Origin of the sequence: Corynebacterium pseudokroppenstedtii, assembly GCF_019754945.1 — a bacterium.
GTDB lineage: Bacteria > Actinomycetota > Actinomycetes > Mycobacteriales > Mycobacteriaceae > Corynebacterium > Corynebacterium pseudokroppenstedtii.
The window spans coordinates 155,107-174,611 of the sequence record NZ_JAEUWU010000004.1; the positions used below are offsets into that span (position 1 = coordinate 155,107).

Genomic DNA, 19,505 nt, shown 5'->3' on the forward strand with positions numbered 1-19,505 from the left:
ACGCTGAGCCAGGACGCACACCGCACACCCCACCCCACAAGGGAGCCACCCCATGAGCAGCAAACACAACAAAAGCGGTAAGAAAAACAAGAAAGACAAGAAGCTGAACGCCACCGAACAGGACACCAGCGCAGTAGGCAATGACACGGCCACGAGTACGGGCGCTGAGGCGGACACCGGTGACGAAATCTCCGCCACCACCACAACCGCCAGCAACGTCGACGATCCCGATTTCCTCAAGCCTCCACCCAACTCCCACGACCTCGACGACATCACCGACCGCGCCATCGCCCGCGCACACGAATGGCTCGAGGCGACCAACGGGGAGCAGACGCGCAAGGAATCGTCGTCCACTGAACAACTCGCAGCCCTCGTTCACGATCCACAGGGCATCGACTTCACTATGGGCTTCGTCGACCGCGTCGCACGACCAGAAGACAACGCCGTCGCCGCGAAGGAATTTGCCTCCCTGGGCAGTCCATTCGGACGGAAGGAACCCCTCCCCGACTTCCTTGGGCCTCTAAATACGGCACTCGTCTCCCTCGGGGCTCTAGCCGGACAAGTGCTGCCCAGCATCGTGATGCCCATCGCCCGCGGCTACCTGCGGAAAATGGTGGGGCACCTGGTGCTCGACGCCAACGGCAAGGCGCTGGACAAACTGCTTGACGACGCGCACGCCAACGGGTTCCGGCTCAACATCAACCTCCTCGGCGAGGCTGTCCTCGGTGAGCGCGAGGCAACTCGTCGGCTAGACCGGACCATCGAGCTCCTCCGCAACCCCAAGGTGGACTACGTGTCCATCAAGGCATCGTCGGTGTGCTCCCAACTCAACCCGTGGGACATCGAAGGAAACACGCGTCGGCTCAAGGAACGCCTCCGCCCTCTGTACCGGGAAGCGGTCAAACGAACACCGCACCCCTTCATCAATATGGATATGGAGGAATACAAAGACCTCGACCTCACCATCAAGCTCTTCAAAGAGCTCATGAGTGAAGACGAGTTCATGGACCTGGAAGCCGGCATCGTGCTTCAGGCCTACCTCCCCGACACCCTGGATGCCCTGCACGAACTCATCGACTTCGCGCACGAGCGCGTCAACAAGGGCGGTGCGCCCATCAAGGTGCGCATTGTGAAGGGCGCGAACCTGTCCATGGAGCGCGTGGACTCCGAAATCCACGACTGGAAGCAGACCCCGTACCTGACGAAAGCCGAGGTCGACGCCAACTACCTGCGGCTCCTGGATGTGGCGCTGCAGCCTGAGCACGCCAACGCCATTCGAATCGGTGCAGCCTCTCACAACCTCTACACGGTGGCCACCGCGCACGAACTCTCTGTGCAGCGCGGCGTCGAGGACCAGCTCGACATCGAAATGCTCCAAGGTATGGCCCCCGCCCAGGCCCGGGCCGTGCGGCAGATCACGGGGACGGTCATCCTGTACACACCCGTCGTCCACGCGGAAGACTTCGACGTTGCCGTGTCCTACCTGGTCCGACGGCTCGAAGAAAACGGCGCACACCAAAACTTCCTCTACGCGCTGTTCGCGCCCGATGTCGCCGGCGACGACGATATGACGCCCATGCAGGAACAAGAGAAGCGCTACCTCAACGCCGTCAACGACCGGTGGACCACGTTTGCAGGGCCACGGCGCCAGCAGGACCGTCAGCAAGAACAATCCGCCGCCGACGTGTCCAAGCGAGTCGAGTCCGTCCCCGGCCACTTCGTCAACGAGCCGGACACCGACCCGTCGCTGCCGGCCAACCGCGAATGGGCGCTGCGGTGGCTGGACCACGACCCGGGGCCCGTCACCAGCCCCCTGATCACGGAAAAGTCGGATATCGACGCCATCGTCGCTCGCGCACGGTCACGGTCCTCCGCGTGGGGCAACACCAGCGGACACGACCGCGCCGAGGTCCTCGAGGCCGCCGCTAACGCACTGGCCGCGCACCGGGGAGAACTGCTGGCCGCGATGACGCACGAGGCGAACAAGACCGTGGCGGAATCCGACCCCGAGATTTCCGAAGCCATCGACTTCGCCCGCTACTACGCGGAATCCGCCCGCGCGCTCGATGGCGTCAAGGGGTCGCGGTTCACCCCATACTCCGTTGTCCTCATCACCCCGCCGTGGAACTTCCCGCTGGCTATCCCCATGGGTGGCGTATTCGCCGCCCTCGCTGCGGGCGCGGCCGTCGTCATTAAACCTGCACCTCAGGTCGTCCGCATTGCCGAAGTTGCGGTGGGGATCCTGCGTGAAGCAGGCATTGACGAGGAACTCCTCCAACTCGTCAACGTTGCTGAAAATGAAGCCGGCCAGCACCTCGTCTCCCACCCGGCGGTGGACTCCATCATCCTCACCGGCGCCTCCGACACGGCACGGCTCTTCCGCAGCTGGAAACCGCAAATGGTGATCAACGCGGAAACGTCCGGCAAGAACGCCATCGTCGTCACCCCATCTGCCGACCCGGACCTCGCGGTCTCCGACGTCTTCAAGTCGGCCTTCGGCCACGCGGGACAAAAGTGCTCCGCTTCGTCGCTGGTCATCGTGGTGGGCAGCGTCGGCAAGTCAAAGCGATTCATGAACCAGCTGATCGACGCCGTCGAGACCCTCAAAGTGGGCCCGGGAACCGATATTTCCACCACCATGAATGGAATCATCGAGCCGCCATCCGACAAGTTGATGCGGGGGTTGACGCAGCTCGAGAGTGGCGAGAAATGGCTGGTCAAGCCGCGGAAGCTGAACAAAGAAGGGACGCTCTGGTCCCCGGGGCTGCGCGACAATGTCAAGCCCGGATCGTGGTACCACACCCACGAATGCTTCGGGCCAGTCCTCGGCATTATGCACGCCGCGACACTGGAGGAAGCCACCGAATGGCAGAACTCCACGGGCTACGGGCTCACCGGCGGGCTCCACGCTCTCGACCCGGACGAGATCGACTGGTGGATTGACCACGTGGAAGTGGGCAATGCCTACGTCAACAGGGGTATCACTGGGGCCATCGTACAGCGGCAATCCTTCGGTGGGTGGAAGGCCTCCGCGCTCGGGTCGGGCGCCAAAGCCGGCGGCCCGAACTACGTGGCGCAACAGGGAACCTGGTCCGAAGGGGACGTCGACGAGCTACCTCGTGCAGGACTCCAGCGCCATGTGGCCCAGCGACTCCGCAGGATCAAAGGCCAGCTGGACAACACACTCACACCGGCCGACCTGTACTGGCTGCGTCGCGCGGCCGAGTCCGACGTCTACGCCTGGAGCACCGAATTCGGCGTCGAGCACGACAACACCGCGCTCATCGCCGAGTCCAATATCTTCCGCTACCGGCCGTTATTGGCACCGCTGCGCGTCCGAGTTGGATCGCCCAGTTCGTCGCCGACCCTCATTCGTGACCTTGTTCGCCTGACGCTGGCGTCGGAAATCTCGGGCACGCCGATGGACGTTTCCGCCACCGCAGAAACTGCCACCGAGCTGGGTGCCATGGGATTCAGCATCCGTCGTGTAGAAGACGCCACCTACGCGGCCGAAGTGGAAAACGCGGAGTCCGTTCGTGTGCGCACCCTCGGCGACGTCGACCCGGCGCTGTACAAGGCGGCGGCACACTCGGGATCGATTGTTATCGACCACCCGGTTCTTGCCGACGGGCGTCGTGAAATTCTGCCATTCCTGCTGGAACAAGCGGTATCGATCACGAACCACCGGTTTGGTTACATCAAGGGCCTGACCAACTGACATCACTTATTGGCATGGTTACCGCTAAACTCATCGACACGACCAGCTCGCCTCAATGTTGAGATAGGAAGCTATGCCACTACGTCAGTTCTCCAAGGTTCTCGTCGCCAACCGCGGCGAAATCGCCATCCGCGCGTTCCGCGCAGCACACGAACTCGAGTCCAGCACAGTCGCGGTCTATCCCTGGGAGGATCGACACTCCTCCCACCGCATCAAGGCTGATGAAGCCTACGAAATCGGGGAAGAAGGCCACCCGGTCAAGGCCTACCTCAACGTCGACGAAATTATCTCCGTCGCCAAAGACTCCGGGGCCGAAGCCATCTATCCCGGCTATGGGTTCCTCTCCGAGAACCCCGAACTCGCCCGCGCCTGTGAACGCGAAGGCATCGCATTCGTCGGCCCCACCGCCGACGTCCTCGACATGACGGGCAACAAAGCCACCGCCATCCACAACGCGAAAGAGGCTGGGCTGCCCACCCTCGGCGACACCCCCGCCACCGATGACCTCGACGAGCTAGAACACTTGGCCGACGAGTCGGAGATGCCCTACCCGCTCTTCGTCAAGGCCGTTGCCGGGGGTGGCGGGCGCGGTATGCGTCTCATCCCCTCCCGCGACAAACTCCGCGAGCTGTGCGAAACCGCATCTAATGAGGCCAAAACCGCCTTCGGCGATCCCACCGTTTTCCTCGAACAAGCGGTGGTCAACCCGAAGCACATCGAGGTGCAGATCCTCGCCGACGGACAAGGCAACGTCGTCCACCTCTTTGAGCGCGACTGCTCCGTGCAGCGTCGCCACCAAAAAGTCGTGGAGCTCGCGCCCGCGCCTAGCCTGACGCCCGAACAGCGCGAGGCCATCTGCACCGACGCGGTGAACTTCGCGCGGCACATCAACTACCGCGGCGCGGGAACCGTCGAATTCCTTGTTGATGAAGACGGCAACCACGTGTTCATCGAAATGAACCCTCGCGTGCAGGTCGAGCACACGGTCACCGAGGAAATCACGGATATCGACATTGTCCGGGCGCAGCTGCAGATCGCGGCGGGAGCGTCGCTGCCCGAAATTGGGCTGACCCAGGACACGATTTCTTTCCACGGTGCCGCGATGCAATGTCGCATCACCACGGAGGACCCCGCCAACGATTTCCGCCCCGACACCGGGTACATCACGGCTTATAGGTCGCCGGGTGGTTCCGGTATTCGCCTCGACGGGGGTACCGCCACGGGCGCGGAGGTCACCGGGCACTTCGATTCGCTGCTGGTCAAGCTCACGTGCCGCGGGCGGGACTTCGACTCCGCTGTCCATCGTGCCCGGCGCGCGCTCGACGAGTTCCGCATTCGGGGCGTCGCGACGAACATCCGGTTCCTCCGGGGCGTCCTGGATAACCCGGATTTCCGTGCCGGCAATTTCACCACGTCGTTTATCGCGGATCACCCCGATCTGCTCACGACCAAGCCGTACGCCAACCGCGCCGACAAAATCATGCGGTACTTGGGCAATGTGACGGTCAATAAGCCGAACGGTGAGCGCGCGACCACTCTCAACCCGGCAGATAAATTGCCGACTCTGGACACGTCGGCTCCGCTGCCCGAGGGATCGCGGGACCGACTTCTGAAGCTCGGCCCTGAGAAATTCGCGCAGGAGCTGCGGCAACGCCGAGGCGTTGCGGTGACCGATACGACGTTCCGCGATGCGCACCAGTCGTTGCTGGCCACGCGCGTCCGTACGAACGACCTTGTTGCCGCCGCGGGCCATGTCGCGCGCACGACACCACAGCTGCTGTCCGTCGAGGCGTGGGGCGGCGCCACCTATGACGTCGCCATGCGGTTCCTCAAGGAGGATCCGTGGGCACGACTGGATCGCCTGCGCCAAGCGATGCCGAACGTGTGTATCCAGATGTTGCTCCGCGGGCGCAACACCGTCGGATACACCCCCTACCCCGAGACGGTAACGAAGGCGTTCGTGAAGGAAGCCGCTGCGTCTGGCGTCGATATTTTCCGAATTTTCGACGCCCTGAACGACGTGAGCCAGATGAAGGCCGCGATCGATGCCGTCCGGGAAACCGGAACCGCGGTGGCGGAAGTGGCGATGAGCTACGCCGGCAACGTCGCCGACCCCAACGAAAAGCTCTACACGCTGGATTATTACATGAATCTGGCGCACACCATCGTGGACGCGGGCGCGCATATTCTGGCGATCAAGGACATGGCTGGGCTGCTCCGGCCTGAGGCGGCGCGCATGCTGGTCACGGAGCTGCGTAAGGAATTCGACCTGCCCATCCACATTCACACGCATGACACTGCCGGCGGATCGCTAGCCACGTACATGGCGGCGTGGGAGGCTGGCGCGGATGCTATCGATGGCGCGTCGGCTCCTATGGCAGGGACGACGTCGCAGCCCTCACTGTCTGCCATCGTCGCAGCTACGGCCAACACGAAGTACGACACCGGCCTGGACCTTGCGGCCGTGAGTGCGCTGGAACCGTACTGGGAGGGTGTGCGCTCTGTGTACGCTCCGTTCGACAAGGGGCTCGCTGCCCCGACGGGCCGGGTGTACAACCACGAAATCCCTGGTGGCCAGCTGACGAACCTTCGCGCGCAGGCGACAGCGCTGGGGCTGGAGCACAACTTTGAGCAAATCGAGGACGCCTATGCCGCGGCCGATAAGATGCTCGGGCACCTGGTGAAAGTGACGCCGTCGTCCAAGGTGGTCGGTGACCTCGCGTTACAGCTGGTCGGAGCGGGTATTGATCCGGCGGACTTCGCTGCGAATCCGAATGACTATGACATCCCGGACTCGGTCATCGGGTTCCTCAATGGTGAGCTGGGGACGCCGCCCGGTGGATGGCCCGAGCCGTTCCGCACCCAGGCGCTCAAGGGTCGGGAGAAGACGCCGGAGATCACGCCGGTATCGTCCGAGGATGAGGGCCTTTTGAATGGGTCGTCGGAAGATCGCCGTCACACGTTGAATCGGCTGCTCTTCCCTGGCCCCGCGGCTGATTTTGATACGCACCGCAACGAATATGGCGAGGTGAGCCGCCTATCCACGAATCAGTTCTTCTTCGGCCTGTACCCCAATGAGGAACAAAAGATTCAGTTGGCTAAGGGCATTGACCTTATTGTGCAGTTGCAGTCCATTTCGGAACCTGACGCCCGCGGTGTGCGGACCGTCATGTGCTTCCTTAATGGTGAGCTGCGGCCCGTCTTTGTCCGCGACGAATCCGTCGAAGCCGACGTCAACCCCGCGGAGAAAGCCGACCGCTCCAACCCCGGCCACGTCGCCGCACCCTACGCGGGCAATGTCACGGTGACCGTGGACCAAGGCGACACTGTTCACGCCGGCGACAAGATCGCGGTGATCGAGGCGATGAAGATGGAGGCCAGCATCACGGCCCCCGTTGACGGAACCATCGAGCGCATTATTTCCGACGGGACCTTCCACGTTGACGGTGGCGACCTCGTGGTGGTTATCGCGTAGCGCGCTCGTGGGTGGGCGCGGCGCACGTGCCCCCCATCGCGAACGCCTACGAGGTCATCGTGATCAGCGCCGGGTTCATGCCCGACGCCATGAGCTTCCGTTTGATATCCCCCACTATCGGCTTCGGCCCCGCCAGCAGCGTTTCATGGCCGAGCCACGGGCCGCGCGCCATCACGTCGTCGGCAAGTGAAATCCCCTCCCGAACAGTGAAATCGCGCGGCGCGACAGCATAGGCGGACATGCGGGCGAACTGGTCCTCCTCCGCATGCACCGTCGACGGATGCACGGTCAGCCAGTCCATGGCCGTGTCGAATGACCAGAGTGTCCGGAGTTCGTACAGGTCGCTGGGGTATTCGGCACCGAAGAATAGGTGCGTCTGCGGCGGCGACGGTTTCGACGCAAGATCGAGGATAATCGCGCGGATCGCCGCCAGGTGGGCACCGTGGGCCACCAGCAATGCGGGGCGTGAGCCGTCGAGAAGGTCAACTGTCATGGATCCACGTGCGGCGCCGATCTCCCACACGTCGCCCGGGCGAGTCATGCGGGCGAGGTCAAAAACCAGTGCTGAACTGCGCGTTAACACCTGCTGCCGGGGCCCCTCAAGCCTGGGTACTTCGAGGTGAAACTCGATCAACCCATCGTCACTGTGCGGGATAGCGGGCGCCAGCCATTTCCGCTGACCCGACGACTGCGGCGCCAGGACCGGCACCAACTGCCCGGCGCGGTAAGGAATCGGCGAATCCGCGGCAAGCCGTACGACCGTGATCGCATCGGACCGGTGGTCGACATCCAGGACCGTGGCACCCCAGCGCACGGGGACTTCGCTATATTCGGCCGCGCCTTCTTCCAGGAGGCCGATGATCTGGCCGGTCGCCATCGCGAAGAGTTCGAATTCTTCCGACGTGACCTGCGGCGCGATCAACTCGCGGCCGGCGTCGATGATGGCGTCACCCATTGCGACATAGTCGGGGGCCTCGACGCCAAAACTGCGGTGGTCCTCGGCGAGGTGTCGGAGAAAACGGCGCGTTCGTCGATCCAGCCCGTTCCCTGTTGCCTGCTTGGCGTAGACGTGCACCAGCGCACGTCGAAAACGAGGTTTAAGCTGCGACAAGTCCGCCGGAAGACGCCGGATAAAGGAGGGGCGGCGGGCGAAGAGGTGAGTAAATACGGCGTCGACGAAGCTCGATCCGTGAGTTTGAAGGACAGTGACCACGGGGACCAGGGATGCTTCATGGACTCCGGTGGTGTCGTCGCCATCCTGGGTCACGGAGTCATGGCCGCGCGGCCGGCTACCTTCTATCACGCCTATCCTTTCTACGGCGAGCCCCCGGTTCCCACATCACAACGGCGGTAGACCGAGGCACATGCACAATTTCCCCACGTGACCTGCCGTGTTGAGCTTCCATGCGAGCCAACCGCTCCCGAAGCTGGTGGTTCTCCGCCTGCAGCTCATCCACCTGAGACTTCAGGTCAATGATCGCCCGTATCCCCGCGAGATTAACACCATCTTCGTGAGAAAGCTTCTGTATTTCGCGAAGCATCTCAATGTCATCCGGCGAGTATCGACGCCCACCTCCCCGCGTCCGCTCGGGCGTCACGAGCCCCATGCGGTCGTAGGTGCGGAGCGTCTGAGCGTGGAGTCCGGTTAGTTCCGCTGCCACCGAGATGACATAAACTTCTTCCCGACGTACCTCGCCCAGCGGCTGCCGATGTCCTCTGGTGTGGGTTTGCCGAGACGTGTCGCTGGTCGTGGGGTTTTCGCCGCCGCGTGTTCCGGCAGCTCCATCGGTCGCGCTAGCGCCAGCCCCACGCGTTCCGCCAGCTCCGCCAGCGCTCGAGGAGTTCGTCGTATTGCGTCGTCGATCAGAGTTCGAAGCCATGACTTACCCCTCCTTCCCTGGCCAGTTAGCGCGCGGGTCAAAGCCCAGGCGTTTCTCTTCGGCCACGTAACTACGGAGCGCAGAGGCAGCCCCTTCGTCCAGCTTCGGCGGGACCGCCACCTTCACCGTCACGAGGAGGTCGCCATTCTTCTGGTTGCGCTTCGGCACACCGCGGCCACGAACACGCAGCGTACGGCCGTCGTTAGTGCCCGCGGGGATCTTGACGCGAACCTTGTTGTCCAGCGTCGGCACTGTGACGACCCCGCCCAACGCGAGCTCAGAAAAGCTAACCGGGACGGTAACACGCAGGTCGTCGCCTTTGCGAGTGAAGAGCTTGTCCGGGCGCACATGCACGGTGACGAACAAGTCGCCTGCCGGACGGCCGCGCATTCCCGCCTCGCCCTGACCAGCTAAGCGAACCTTCTGGCCGTCGACAACGCCCGACGGCACACGCACGGTAATCGTCCGAGTGCGGTTGGTCACACCGCTGCCCTTGCAGGCCGGGCAGGGATCGTCGATCTTCGTGCCCGTGCCGCCACAATCGGAACACGGCCGCGACAACCCGAACGCGCCACGCTTGTCGGACACAACGCCCTTACCATTACACGTCGAACACGTATGCGGCGACGTCCCAGGTTTAGCGCCCGAACCGTGACACTCCTGGCACGACGAGGGGTTCGTCAAGCGGATCGGCACGGTGGCGCCTTTGGTGGCCTCGCGGAAATCCAACGTAATTTCCGTTTCGACGTCGGCGCCGCGGAGGTTACGCTGGCCACGGCTAGCGGCAGCAGACGCGCTACCCCGACCGTTGAAGAGGTCGCCGAGGATATCGTTGATGCCTCCGCCGGACCCGCCGCCGAACAAGTCGGACGCGGAAAAGCCGCTGCCCGTGTCGTAATTGCTAAATGTGGTGCGGAAACCGCCCGACGACCCGTACTGGCCGCCAAATCCGCCCGAGTTGAAACCGCCATTATTGAAGCCGCTGCCCCCGAAGCCGCCGAGGCCGCCGGAAGCGAGCATGTCCTTCAATTCGTCGTATTCCTTGCGTTTTTTGGCATCGCCGACGACGGAATACGCCTCGCTGGCTTGTTTAAACCGCTCCTCCGCGGCGGAGTCACCCGGGTGGCTGTCCGGGTGATTATCCCGCGCGATCTTGCGGTACGCCTTCTTAATCTCGTCCTCGCTGGCGCTGCGAGAAACTCCTAAGTCCTTGTAATAATCCTTCTCTGCCCATTCTCGTTGAGCCGTCATATTTGCCTTCTTCCGCTATTTGTCGCTTTGTTGCTTACTCTTGCTTGCTACTGTTGTTGTCTTGTATTGGTTGGTGTCGTTGGTGCGCTGTGGGGGTGTTGGCCCCTCGCGGTGCCTTCTTGGTCAGCCGTTTCCGGATACTCGGCTGCCCAGCTGACGTCGGAGGTTTGTGCCCATGGTTCAGGACGCGTGGTAATCGTCGCCGCATGCCAAAATCGCAGGGCAAACTATCACCACCACACACGTGGCTCGCTCACCAACCCTCAAGGTTGAGTCTAGTAGACTTAACTTTACATTGGGAATAACGGTTTAAACAGGGAAAATATTCCAGGCTCGAGCCACGTTTTCCATGCCGGACGTTGGACCGGCCCATCTCATGATCCAGTCCTGGAAAAGCGCGGGTGGGGTGCAGAGCAGGCAAATAAAGTGCGCCTGGAAATAACAAAGCCGGCAAGTCGCAAGCCCGAGAGCCTTGGGACTCGTCCCCCTAAGTGAAACGTGAAAACTGCGGGGGTATATGGACGAAAATCGGCCAAAAATTGACCATATACCACCGCAGTTCTCGCATAGCCCCGCCATATACCACCGCAGTTCTCGCATAGCCCCGCCATATACCACCGCAGTTTTAGGCACTGGACATGGCGGGCAACCTGGTCCCGGTACCCCCCACCCCAAAAGGCCATACTCAACGCCCAGCCAGCCCCCACCAACTAAATCCCAGGTTCCTACCCCACAGAGATTTAGTCGAATTTCAGGGCATACATGTCTTGGTTCGTCATGCCGAGCTTCTTATCGAAAAGCTTGACCGCGAAATACGCCGACACACACGGCACAACCGCGTAAACAAGCACGACAACCAGGATGTTGCGAACACTCCATCCCCAGCCCTCGGCATTCAGCGCCGCCAACGGCCCAACCAGCCCGGAAATCCCGAAGCCGGCCGAAATGGGCGTACCTTGCACCCGGAAAATGCCCGCCACAATGCCACTAACGCCGCACGCAACTATCGCCGGCAACAGCGCAACAGGCCGTCGCATCATGTTGGCAACCTGAACTTTCGCGGATCCCACCACATGTACAAGCGATCCGCCCGGCCCATTCACTTTCCACCCGGCCCACATCATGGTGAACGCAACGGCGCAGCATCCAACGTTCGCCACGCCCGAGGCAATACCGGACAGGAAGATAGCGGTGGCAATACCGACCGTCGAAATTGGCGACGCCATCATCACGCCGAAAGCAATGCCCAGGATCAGCCCCATCACGATGGGCTGCAGATCCGCCGCTCCGACGACGAGGTCCCCCAGCCACTTCGTGAAGACCAGCACCGCCGGATACGTCACAAATTTACCGAGACCACCGGCTATCACAATGACCGTCGGGGGAAGCACCAAGATGGTGTAGCTCTTCAGCCTGTCGCCAATGAGGAGAATCATGATGACGGCGAAGGCAGCGGTCAGCCCAGTGTTGATCACCAGCCCGGTGCCTTTGAGCTGGAGGATTCCGTCGGAGTTTATCCCCTTAACGACGCCCGACCCCATGACAGCGGAGATCGCGACGGTGGCGGTCTGAATGTGCGTCATTTTGAATTGCATCGCAACCAGGAGGCCGATGGCGATCGGCAGCATACTGGAGGCGACGGACACCATCCCGATGATTTCCTTCCCCTGCGGGAACACGGGAAGCAAAGCCTTAAATAGCTCTCCCAACAATGCTTGGGGAACCAATGCCACGACAACGGCAACCGAAATGCCGTTGAGGATATTCATGGTAAATTCGCCCAAACCCATTCGGGGCGAATACCGCTCCCCTGTCTGAGTGTTGTTAATAGGTGATTCGTCAAGCTGAACACGTTGCTCAGAGGCTGCTGCTTCTTTCATAAAGCTTCCATCATTGGGGAACTAATAACTAGGCGGGGAACTAGTGGCTCACTGCGCGGAGTTAATTGTGAAAGGTGACCATACCAAAAAGGGACGGTGGCTTCACCCGTTATGCACGACGACCACGCCATGTTTCATGGCAGCCATCGCGGGATCAGCCTCGCGCCTAGGAATTACACCTAAGAATTGCGCTCCACGCAGACGCCTATATGTACTGCCGACAATTGGGTCAGCTGTGCACATAGTATGCCCGGGACTCTATTTAATTCGCCAGTGAAGGATATTTTGTTTCAGTAAGCTACTGAGGCTGCAATTCTGCGTATTACGGGCACTACGAGGAGGGCGACGGGGAGAAAGTAGGCACGAGCAACGCGCTGCACTCTTCCAGCCCCAATGCTAATCAACGCATGAAAAAGCCCGGGCGGCTATTAACCACCCGGGCTAAAGATAAGGGTTACTCACGATGACCCCTGATCAGGGCCGGCCCAATTACTCTGGGTCGCCGATCACAACCATCGCGGTTCGTAATACGCGGTCGCCCATTCGGTACCCGGCGCGCAGAACCGTTGCCACGATTTTCTCGTCGCCAGATGACATGTCTTGAACGGCCTCGTGGAAGTTGGGGTCGAAAGCGTCGCCTTCCTGGCCAAACTTTTCAACACCCAGATCCGCAATCAGCTTGGTGAATTTGTCCGAGAAGACCTTCAGTGGCCCTTCCTCTTTCAAATCGCCGTGCTTTTCCGCGAGGTCGAAATCATCCGCCATGGGCAGAAGGTCACTCGCGACTTGCGCCTTGGCCAGCTCGAATGTGGCCACCCGATCACGCTCAGCCCGACGCCGGTAGTTGGTGTACTCGGCGGAGACTCGCTTCAGATCGGCAGTCATTTCTTCGAGTTGCTTCTCGACGGGGGACGCGGCACCGGCCCCAGCCGCAGCACCAGCCCCATCATCAACAGGCGTTTGCCCCTCGTCCTGGAGGTCACGGGCAGCGTCGTCTTCCGCGGATTCGACCGCTACGTCGGGATCGTCTTGAAGACCATCTACTTCAGCGTCGATGTCGTCAAGCTCTTCGGCAACGTTCTCACCGTCGACGGCCCCTTCCGGAGCGTCTCCGTCGGGCGTTTCCTGCGCGAGGCGGGCTTCGTCAACCGCAGCTTCAGCCTCGTTGGGGGATGCGCCTTCGGGGTCTGTGTTGGCCGGCGCACCCGGGTCATCGGGCATGTCGTTGCCTAGACTCACTTGTCATCATCCTTCTTGTCTTCGTCGACTACCTCGGCGTCAACAACGTTGGGGTCGGAGTTGTCAGATCCTGCATCGGCACCTGCAGCACCTGCGCCACCGGCAGCTCCGGCGTTAGCAGCCTCGGACTCGTACAGGGACTTGCCCATCTCCTGAGACTCCGCGGACAGCTTCTCAACAGCGGACTTGATGGCCTCGATGTCGTCACCCTTCAGGGCTTCGTCGACACCCTTGGCTGCTTCCTCAACCTTGTCCTGGATGTCCTGGGAGACCTTCTCCTTGTTGTCATCGACGAACTTACGGGTCTGGTAGACCATGGACTCCGCAGAGTTGCGAACTTCCTGCTCCTCGCGACGCTTCTTGTCCTCTTCCGCGTGAGCCTCGGCGTCCTTCACCATGCGATCGATCTCGTCCTGGGACAGGCCAGAACCATCCTGGATCTTAATGGTGTTTTCCTTACCGGTGCCCTTGTCCTTCGCGGTGACGTGGACAATGCCGTTGGCGTCGATATCGAACGTGACCTCGATCTGCGGGATACCACGCGGAGCCGGCGCAATTCCACCCAACTCGAAGGAGCCGAGCAGTTTGTTAGCCGACGCCATCTCGCGCTCACCCTGGAAGACCTGGATCTGCACGGAAGGCTGGTTGTCTTCCGCCGTGGTGAAGGTCTCGGAGCGCTTCGTCGGGATGGTCGTGTTGCGTTCGATGAGCTTGGTCATCACGCCGCCCTTGGTTTCAATACCGAGCGATAGCGGGGTGACATCCAGAAGCAGAACGTCCTTAACCTCGCCGCGCAGCACGCCGGCCTGCAGAGCAGCACCGACAGCCACAACCTCGTCCGGGTTAACACCCTTGTTCGGCTCTTTACCACCGGTCAGTTCCTTGACCAGGTCGGTCACGGCCGGCATACGGGTCGAACCGCCGACGAGAACCACGTGGTCGATGTCGGAAACGGAGATGCCGGCGTCGGAAAGAACCTGCTGGAACGGCTTACGGGTGCGGTCCAGGAGATCCTGGGTAATGCGCTGGAATTCCGTGCGGGACAGGGTCTCGTCGAGGAAGAGCGGGTTCTTGTCCTCATCAACCGTGATGTACGGCAGGTTGATGCTGGTCTGCTGCGAGGAGGAAAGCTCAATCTTGGCTTTCTCAGCGGCCTCACGCAGACGCTGCATAGCCATCTTGTCCTTGGTCAGGTCAATGCCGTGTGAGGACTTGAACTTGTCGGTCAGCCAGTCAACGATGCGCTGATCCCAGTCATCACCACCGAGCTTGTTGTCACCGTTGGTTGCGCGGACCTCAACAACACCCTCGCCGATTTCCAAGAGGGAGACGTCGAAGGTACCGCCACCGAGGTCGTAGACCAGGATGGTCTGATCGTCTTCGCCCTTTTCAAGGCCGTAAGCTAGCGCCGCAGCCGTCGGCTCGTTCACAATACGAAGCACGTTGAGGCCTGCGATCTGGCCAGCGTCCTTCGTTGCCTGACGCTGAGCGTCGGAGAAGTAAGCCGGGACGGTAATAACGGCGTCGGTCACGTCCTCGCCGAGGTAGCTCTCAGCGTCTCTCTTCAGTTTTTGAAGAATACGGGCGGAAATTTCCTGCGCCGTGTACTTCTTGTCGTCAATATCGACATTCCAGGAGTCGTCGCCGATGTGGCGCTTGACCGAGCGAATGGTGCGGTCAACGTTGGTCACAGCCTGGTTCTTAGCCGACTGCCCAACGAGCACCTCGCCGTTCTTCGAGAAAGCTACGATCGACGGTGTCGTCCGGGAGCCTTCCGAGTTAGCGATAACGGTGGGGTCCCCACCCTCCAAAACGGATACCACTGAGTTCGTAGTACCCAAGTCAATTCCAACTGCACGTCCCATTATCTGTGTTTCCTTTCGTTACATTTGTTGTGCCCGGTGAGGATCATATGGGGTTCACTTACAGTTCCTACCCGTGATCTCACCCCGGAGCATCTACGTATTTGTGTGAGGCTGAGTGAATCAGACTCAACGACCTGTCACAGTCTGACCCAGAAAGCTCAAGTTTGTCAAGCCAACTTGAGTCTTAGTCGCTCAACCTTGCGACATTAAATGTAACGAGGACGTACTCAAACTTATTCCACACGACTCAACTTTTCTTATCGGCGCTGGTCAGGATGTTGTTTTTGATGTGTGGATGTGTCTTTCTGTACGTGTATAACCGATGTATAGCCGACGCCCCGAGCCGACGTTTCTCGCGCGTTCCCGTGTGTATGAACGGCGCTCCGCGCCTTTCCCAAACACATAACCGACGTCTCCTACGCGCGGTTGAGCCTCCGTGGGAAGGTTTTAGTACGTAACGGAGGATTATCGCCGGCGCCTACCCATCATTAACGCGTGTGCTCGTCGAGCCACGCTTTCAAAACGACGGCATGATTAAACACCCGATCTTTCGCGGCAAAGACCAAGATGATGTTTTCCCCCGACGCTGCCCGCTCGCATAACTCCCCCACCTGAGCAGCCTCCGAATCGGAGTCGGCCTCCGAGCTGTCGCCGTCGTCGCCCGAATCGGTGGCGTCCTTATAGGCGGCCAGGCGTTCATCCAGCTCAGAGCGATACCTGTCGGCAAATTCGGAAAAGCGCGCTGGATCGTGACCCCAGTCTTTTCGCAGCTCTGGCGAAGGAGCAAGCCCCTTCAACCATTCATCAACCGGCGCTGTGGCCTTCTTCACGCCGCGCGGCCACAGCCGATCCACGAGGATCCGGGTCCCCTCACCCTCCGGCGGCTTGTCGTGAATCTTCTCCGTCGTGATCATGGCTTTACCTCCTGCGCTCTCATTCCACACTTACGCCTTTTTATCGCGGCCGTAAATGGTTTCCCCTCCACGCGAAGGGTTTCATTCCACACGTAAAAATTCTGACTGCCCTTTTACACACTCTTTCCCCATGCGTAAGCACACCATGCGGCCCAGCCACTCACGAATAACTCCACCGGAATAGTCACAACGGCGCTGCCAATATTCGGAAACGACGTTGTCACGTCGGCAATCGCGTCGACAAGCAATAAAGCAGCGACACCCCACAAACCCGCAGCTGCATGAGGCTGACGCTTCAGCACCCACCAGGCGCTTGTCCACAGTGCGGCTATTTCTGCGCAATCCAACGCGATCCAGCCGAGGACGCCGGGAAATGGCATCGTGAACAGCAGAATTATCATCCACGGAATGAGGGCAGCGCCCATGACAAACAGGATTCCCGCCAGTACACAATCGGCACGACGGCCGGCGCCTAAATACCTGTGACGCTTTTTCTCGTGTGAAAAGCAATCATGATCCTTATTGAATGCGAATTTACTCACCAGCCATTTTTTAATCGTGGAACTATCAACTCGACGGCGAACGCCCGAAGCGTGATGATGGGCCGACGCATGATGGGAACGAAAGGAGCAGTGTTTGGCCACGGACGACACATAGTCGAAGAGATAGCAGGCGCCCGCGTTCCGGTACATTCTCGCCTTAGACATAGCATTCACCAGACATCGTGTTAACCGATCCCCTTACCTACGTTTGGTAGAAGAAAAATTCACTATGCTCCACTCTGAGATAATTCCCAATCTGGATCGCCCAGTGTTGAGTCATGGTGAGTACTGAATTCCGTTGACCATGTAATACCTCACGGACAACCACTACGAGCCCGGAACTAGATCGACTCTAGCTCCGGGCTCGTTGAGCATGTACCCGGGCGCTTACTTAAGGCCTTACGCTTACGCCCTTACGCGACGCGGTTGAAAGCCAACGCCCTACGTTTTTATTATCTACCTCTTTTTGGCCACTAGGCCAACAATCCACAAGAGGATTACTGCACCAAGCAAACAGGTAAGGAAGCTGAAGAACTTTCCTCCACCTTCGACATCAAATCCGACTACACCGAGCAGCCATCCTCCGAGGAAACCGCCGATAATGCCAACGATGATATTGAGCGGGACGCCCATTTGAGCGTCGGTACCCATGATCTTCGATGCGATCCATCCGGCGAGGCCACCGATAATGATCCACCCAATAACTCCGAGCGGTGGAGCGGATGCCGCAGCCAAAATAACTTCGTTCATCAGTCAAACCTTTCTCATATTTTTACAACGGGCCACTGATGAGGAAACTGCGTTACTCTTCCGCCACAGTTATGCCCGAGGAATACCGGATGGCTGGTACATGGGCTAGCGAAGAACCATGCACGAGCCTCGTCACAATAAAGTTTACTAGGAATTCTTATGTCTCGGTAGAAAGTACAGCGAGCAATCGGGAAAGAGAAACGTGCCGACGTTTGGCAAGCGATGCCATTTTCCCGCTGCGACCAGGGAGGCCAACGAGGACGAGGTCGCACCCGGCCATTCACGCCACGCATACAAAAACACTAAGCTAGTTATCGCATTATTACTGTGGGACCCTGCACCCGCATGTATATTGTCCCGTATCACTTTTACAGCCTGAGGATGACGAATGAGCACAACCCCCTCCGACCCGACTTCACAGTCTGATTCGGAAGGCTATTCCACCCAACCCAATGACCAGTTTTCCACAGAAAACCGGCCCACGTCGGGCAGCTCATTCGAACAACGTCGTGCGGAAGAACAACGCCAAGGGCAAGAACAGCGTTCCGAGGGAGCTCAGCGCCCAGGGGAAGAACGAGATCAGGAAACCACTGAGACCAGCTCTTCACACAGCTCTTCGAGCTCTGCCCCTACCGATGCTGAGTTTTCCGACATTCCCACTGCTCGCGATGTCCTCCCCGAAAACGATTCACTCGGTGAAGACCGCGCATTCGACGAACCACAGGCGCACGAAGCCCAATCGCACGAGACTCAATCACACGACGCTGAGTCAAACAATCCGGACACAAAAAGCGGATTTTCGACGAATGGAGCGGCGGGTTTTCCTGTCATCACTCCGGAAATGATGCGTGAGGCTAATAGCCACACGACGTCATCGGCCGACGGTTCCGCAGAATCTGATACGCCCGCGCAACCGGCCAACTCTGTGCAACCGAACCAATCTGCACAATCAGATTCGGCACAGCCGGATTCTGAGCGTCATCAGGATGGCGCAATTAGTAGCCCGACGACGGGAAACTCAGCAAACGGCAAACCGTCAACGATGACGTCCGACGCATATAACCCGTCGCCTAGCACCACGACGCACGGATCACGCCCTGTTGAGGGCGCATCGCAGGCTCACCCCCAGAACGGCTCGGCCGGTAAAAGCGCCGGTCAGGGAAGCGTCGGCAAGGAAAAGACGAACCAAGACCGCCAGGTTCCCTCAGCGCCTAAAACGTCGGCAGCCGCGACAGACGACAAAACGCCTCACGCTGCAGGTCAAGGATCGGCAACGGTAACTGACCCATCTGTCTCTGACCGTTCGGCAGGCTCACAAGCCGCCTCCCACGGGAGCAAGGAAGCAACCACGGATCAGGCCAGCGATCAGTCAAACGCCGACCAAGAACCCGCGGAAGATTCGCGGAAAGAAAAGTTCAAGAACTGGATTGCCACAACTCCTGCAAAAGCACTGGTCTTCGTCGTCGCTGTCTTAATTCTTGCGGCACTATTCGGCGCTATATGGATGGCTAATAACGATAATTTCACCGTTGGTTCGTCGGAAAAAACATCAACTGCTCCATCGGAAGATAACCAAGCTGATCAACCCCAACAGAACTTCCCCACCCCTGGTGGAAAGACAATCAAAGGATCGATCGGGCAAAATATCGATCTCGACGCACGCCAAGTTCAAATATGCGGCAGCAGCACGGGCGAATACACGCGCTCCGCTATCCCGGTGGGGTGGGATTGCTCCGTGGCGGACACGGCCCGCCAGGTCTATAACGACACTCCCAAAGATGATCGCGGGAGCATCACCATCGATAGCCCCATTTCTGATTCGACATTCAAACTGGAATGTCAAGAATTTAAACCCGGGCTCGTGCGCTGCGAAAATAAAGATGACGATATCCACATCTACATCGGCAATTAGCCACAGTTGGTCATTAAAAACGAATTCACACTTTTGCCCCTGCCGCGTGGCATAGTGGTCGGGTGAGCTCTTCCGATAA

The 19,505-nt window shown here is 59.8% G+C and carries 12 protein-coding genes; 3 read left to right on the forward strand and 9 right to left on the reverse strand.

Going from position 1 to position 19,505, the window contains the following annotated elements; genetic code table 11:
• Positions 1-52: 52 nt before the first annotated feature.
• Both JMN36_RS07945 and JMN36_RS07950 read left to right on the forward strand, forming a co-directional pair.
• Positions 53-3,718 (forward strand): proline dehydrogenase family protein, encoded by a 3,666-nt coding sequence (locus JMN36_RS07945; RefSeq protein WP_236883032.1) that lies wholly within the window; start codon positions 53-55, stop codon positions 3,716-3,718.
• A 73-nt stretch (positions 3,719-3,791) separates the two neighbouring features.
• Positions 3,792-7,193, forward strand: coding sequence for a pyruvate carboxylase (locus tag JMN36_RS07950; protein WP_221924200.1), 3,402 nt, complete (start codon positions 3,792-3,794; stop codon positions 7,191-7,193).
• Positions 7,194-7,239: 46 nt separating this feature from the next.
• Here JMN36_RS07950 and JMN36_RS07955 read toward each other — a convergent pair whose 3' ends face one another.
• The 9 genes from JMN36_RS07955 to JMN36_RS07995 all read right to left on the reverse strand — a co-directional run bounded on the left by JMN36_RS07955 (position 7,240) and on the right by JMN36_RS07995 (position 17,514).
• Positions 7,240-8,496 (reverse strand): hypothetical protein, encoded by a 1,257-nt coding sequence (locus JMN36_RS07955; RefSeq protein ID WP_204087955.1) that lies wholly within the window; start codon positions 8,494-8,496, stop codon positions 7,240-7,242.
• Positions 8,483-8,893, reverse strand: coding sequence for a heat shock protein transcriptional repressor HspR (locus JMN36_RS07960; protein ID WP_041629054.1), 411 nt, complete (start codon positions 8,891-8,893; stop codon positions 8,483-8,485). The genes JMN36_RS07955 and JMN36_RS07960 overlap by 14 nt, the downstream gene beginning before the upstream one ends.
• Positions 8,894-9,076: 183 nt before the next feature.
• Complete coding sequence (dnaJ, locus tag JMN36_RS07965) at positions 9,077-10,324, reverse strand: molecular chaperone DnaJ (protein WP_204087954.1); 1,248 nt, start codon at positions 10,322-10,324, stop codon at positions 9,077-9,079.
• Positions 10,325-11,064: 740 nt separating this feature from the next.
• Positions 11,065-12,093 (reverse strand): PTS sugar transporter subunit IIC, encoded by a 1,029-nt coding sequence (locus tag JMN36_RS07970; RefSeq protein ID WP_236881785.1) that lies wholly within the window; start codon positions 12,091-12,093, stop codon positions 11,065-11,067.
• A 600-nt stretch (positions 12,094-12,693) separates the two neighbouring features.
• Positions 12,694-13,443 (reverse strand): nucleotide exchange factor GrpE, encoded by a 750-nt coding sequence (gene grpE, locus JMN36_RS07975; RefSeq protein WP_204087952.1) that lies wholly within the window; start codon positions 13,441-13,443, stop codon positions 12,694-12,696.
• On the reverse strand, positions 13,440-15,308 hold the full coding sequence (dnaK, locus tag JMN36_RS07980) for a molecular chaperone DnaK (RefSeq protein ID WP_204087951.1): 1,869 nt from the start codon (positions 15,306-15,308) through the stop codon (positions 13,440-13,442). The genes grpE and dnaK overlap by 4 nt, the downstream gene beginning before the upstream one ends.
• A gap of 488 nt (positions 15,309-15,796) precedes the next feature.
• Positions 15,797-16,222 (reverse strand): DUF488 domain-containing protein, encoded by a 426-nt coding sequence (locus JMN36_RS07985; RefSeq protein ID WP_204088617.1) that lies wholly within the window; start codon positions 16,220-16,222, stop codon positions 15,797-15,799.
• A 113-nt stretch (positions 16,223-16,335) separates the two neighbouring features.
• The gene (locus JMN36_RS07990; RefSeq protein WP_204087950.1) at positions 16,336-16,929 is read right to left on the reverse strand and encodes a hypothetical protein; all 594 of its coding nucleotides are present in this window, start codon (positions 16,927-16,929) and stop codon (positions 16,336-16,338) included.
• Positions 16,930-17,220: 291 nt separating this feature from the next.
• On the reverse strand, positions 17,221-17,514 hold the full coding sequence (locus JMN36_RS07995) for a GlsB/YeaQ/YmgE family stress response membrane protein (RefSeq protein ID WP_204087949.1): 294 nt from the start codon (positions 17,512-17,514) through the stop codon (positions 17,221-17,223).
• A gap of 388 nt (positions 17,515-17,902) precedes the next feature.
• On the opposite strand from JMN36_RS07995, the gene JMN36_RS08000 reads away from it, so the two are divergent.
• Complete coding sequence (locus JMN36_RS08000; RefSeq protein WP_204087948.1) at positions 17,903-19,426, forward strand: hypothetical protein; 1,524 nt, start codon at positions 17,903-17,905, stop codon at positions 19,424-19,426.
• Positions 19,427-19,505 lie beyond the last annotated feature (79 nt).

Excerpts from the sequence above, each read along its gene's own strand:
- JMN36_RS07990 (WP_204087950.1), bottom strand. The coding sequence starts at position 16,929 with ATGTCTAAGGCGAGAATGTACCGGAACGCGGGCGCCTGCTATCTCTTC.
- JMN36_RS08000 (WP_204087948.1), top strand. The coding sequence starts at position 17,903 with ATGAGCACAACCCCCTCCGACCCGACTTCACAGTCTGATTCGGAAGGC.
- dnaK (WP_204087951.1), bottom strand. The coding sequence starts at position 15,308 with ATGGGACGTGCAGTTGGAATTGACTTGGGTACTACGAACTCAGTGGTA.
- JMN36_RS07950 (WP_221924200.1), top strand. The coding sequence starts at position 3,792 with ATGCCACTACGTCAGTTCTCCAAGGTTCTCGTCGCCAACCGCGGCGAA.
- JMN36_RS07970 (WP_236881785.1), bottom strand. The coding sequence starts at position 12,093 with ATGAATATCCTCAACGGCATTTCGGTTGCCGTTGTCGTGGCATTGGTT.
- JMN36_RS07985 (WP_204088617.1), bottom strand. The coding sequence starts at position 16,222 with ATGATCACGACGGAGAAGATTCACGACAAGCCGCCGGAGGGTGAGGGG.
- JMN36_RS07995 (WP_204087949.1), bottom strand. The coding sequence starts at position 17,514 with ATGAACGAAGTTATTTTGGCTGCGGCATCCGCTCCACCGCTCGGAGTT.
- dnaJ (WP_204087954.1), bottom strand. The coding sequence starts at position 10,324 with ATGACGGCTCAACGAGAATGGGCAGAGAAGGATTATTACAAGGACTTA.
- JMN36_RS07945 (WP_236883032.1), top strand. The coding sequence starts at position 53 with ATGAGCAGCAAACACAACAAAAGCGGTAAGAAAAACAAGAAAGACAAG.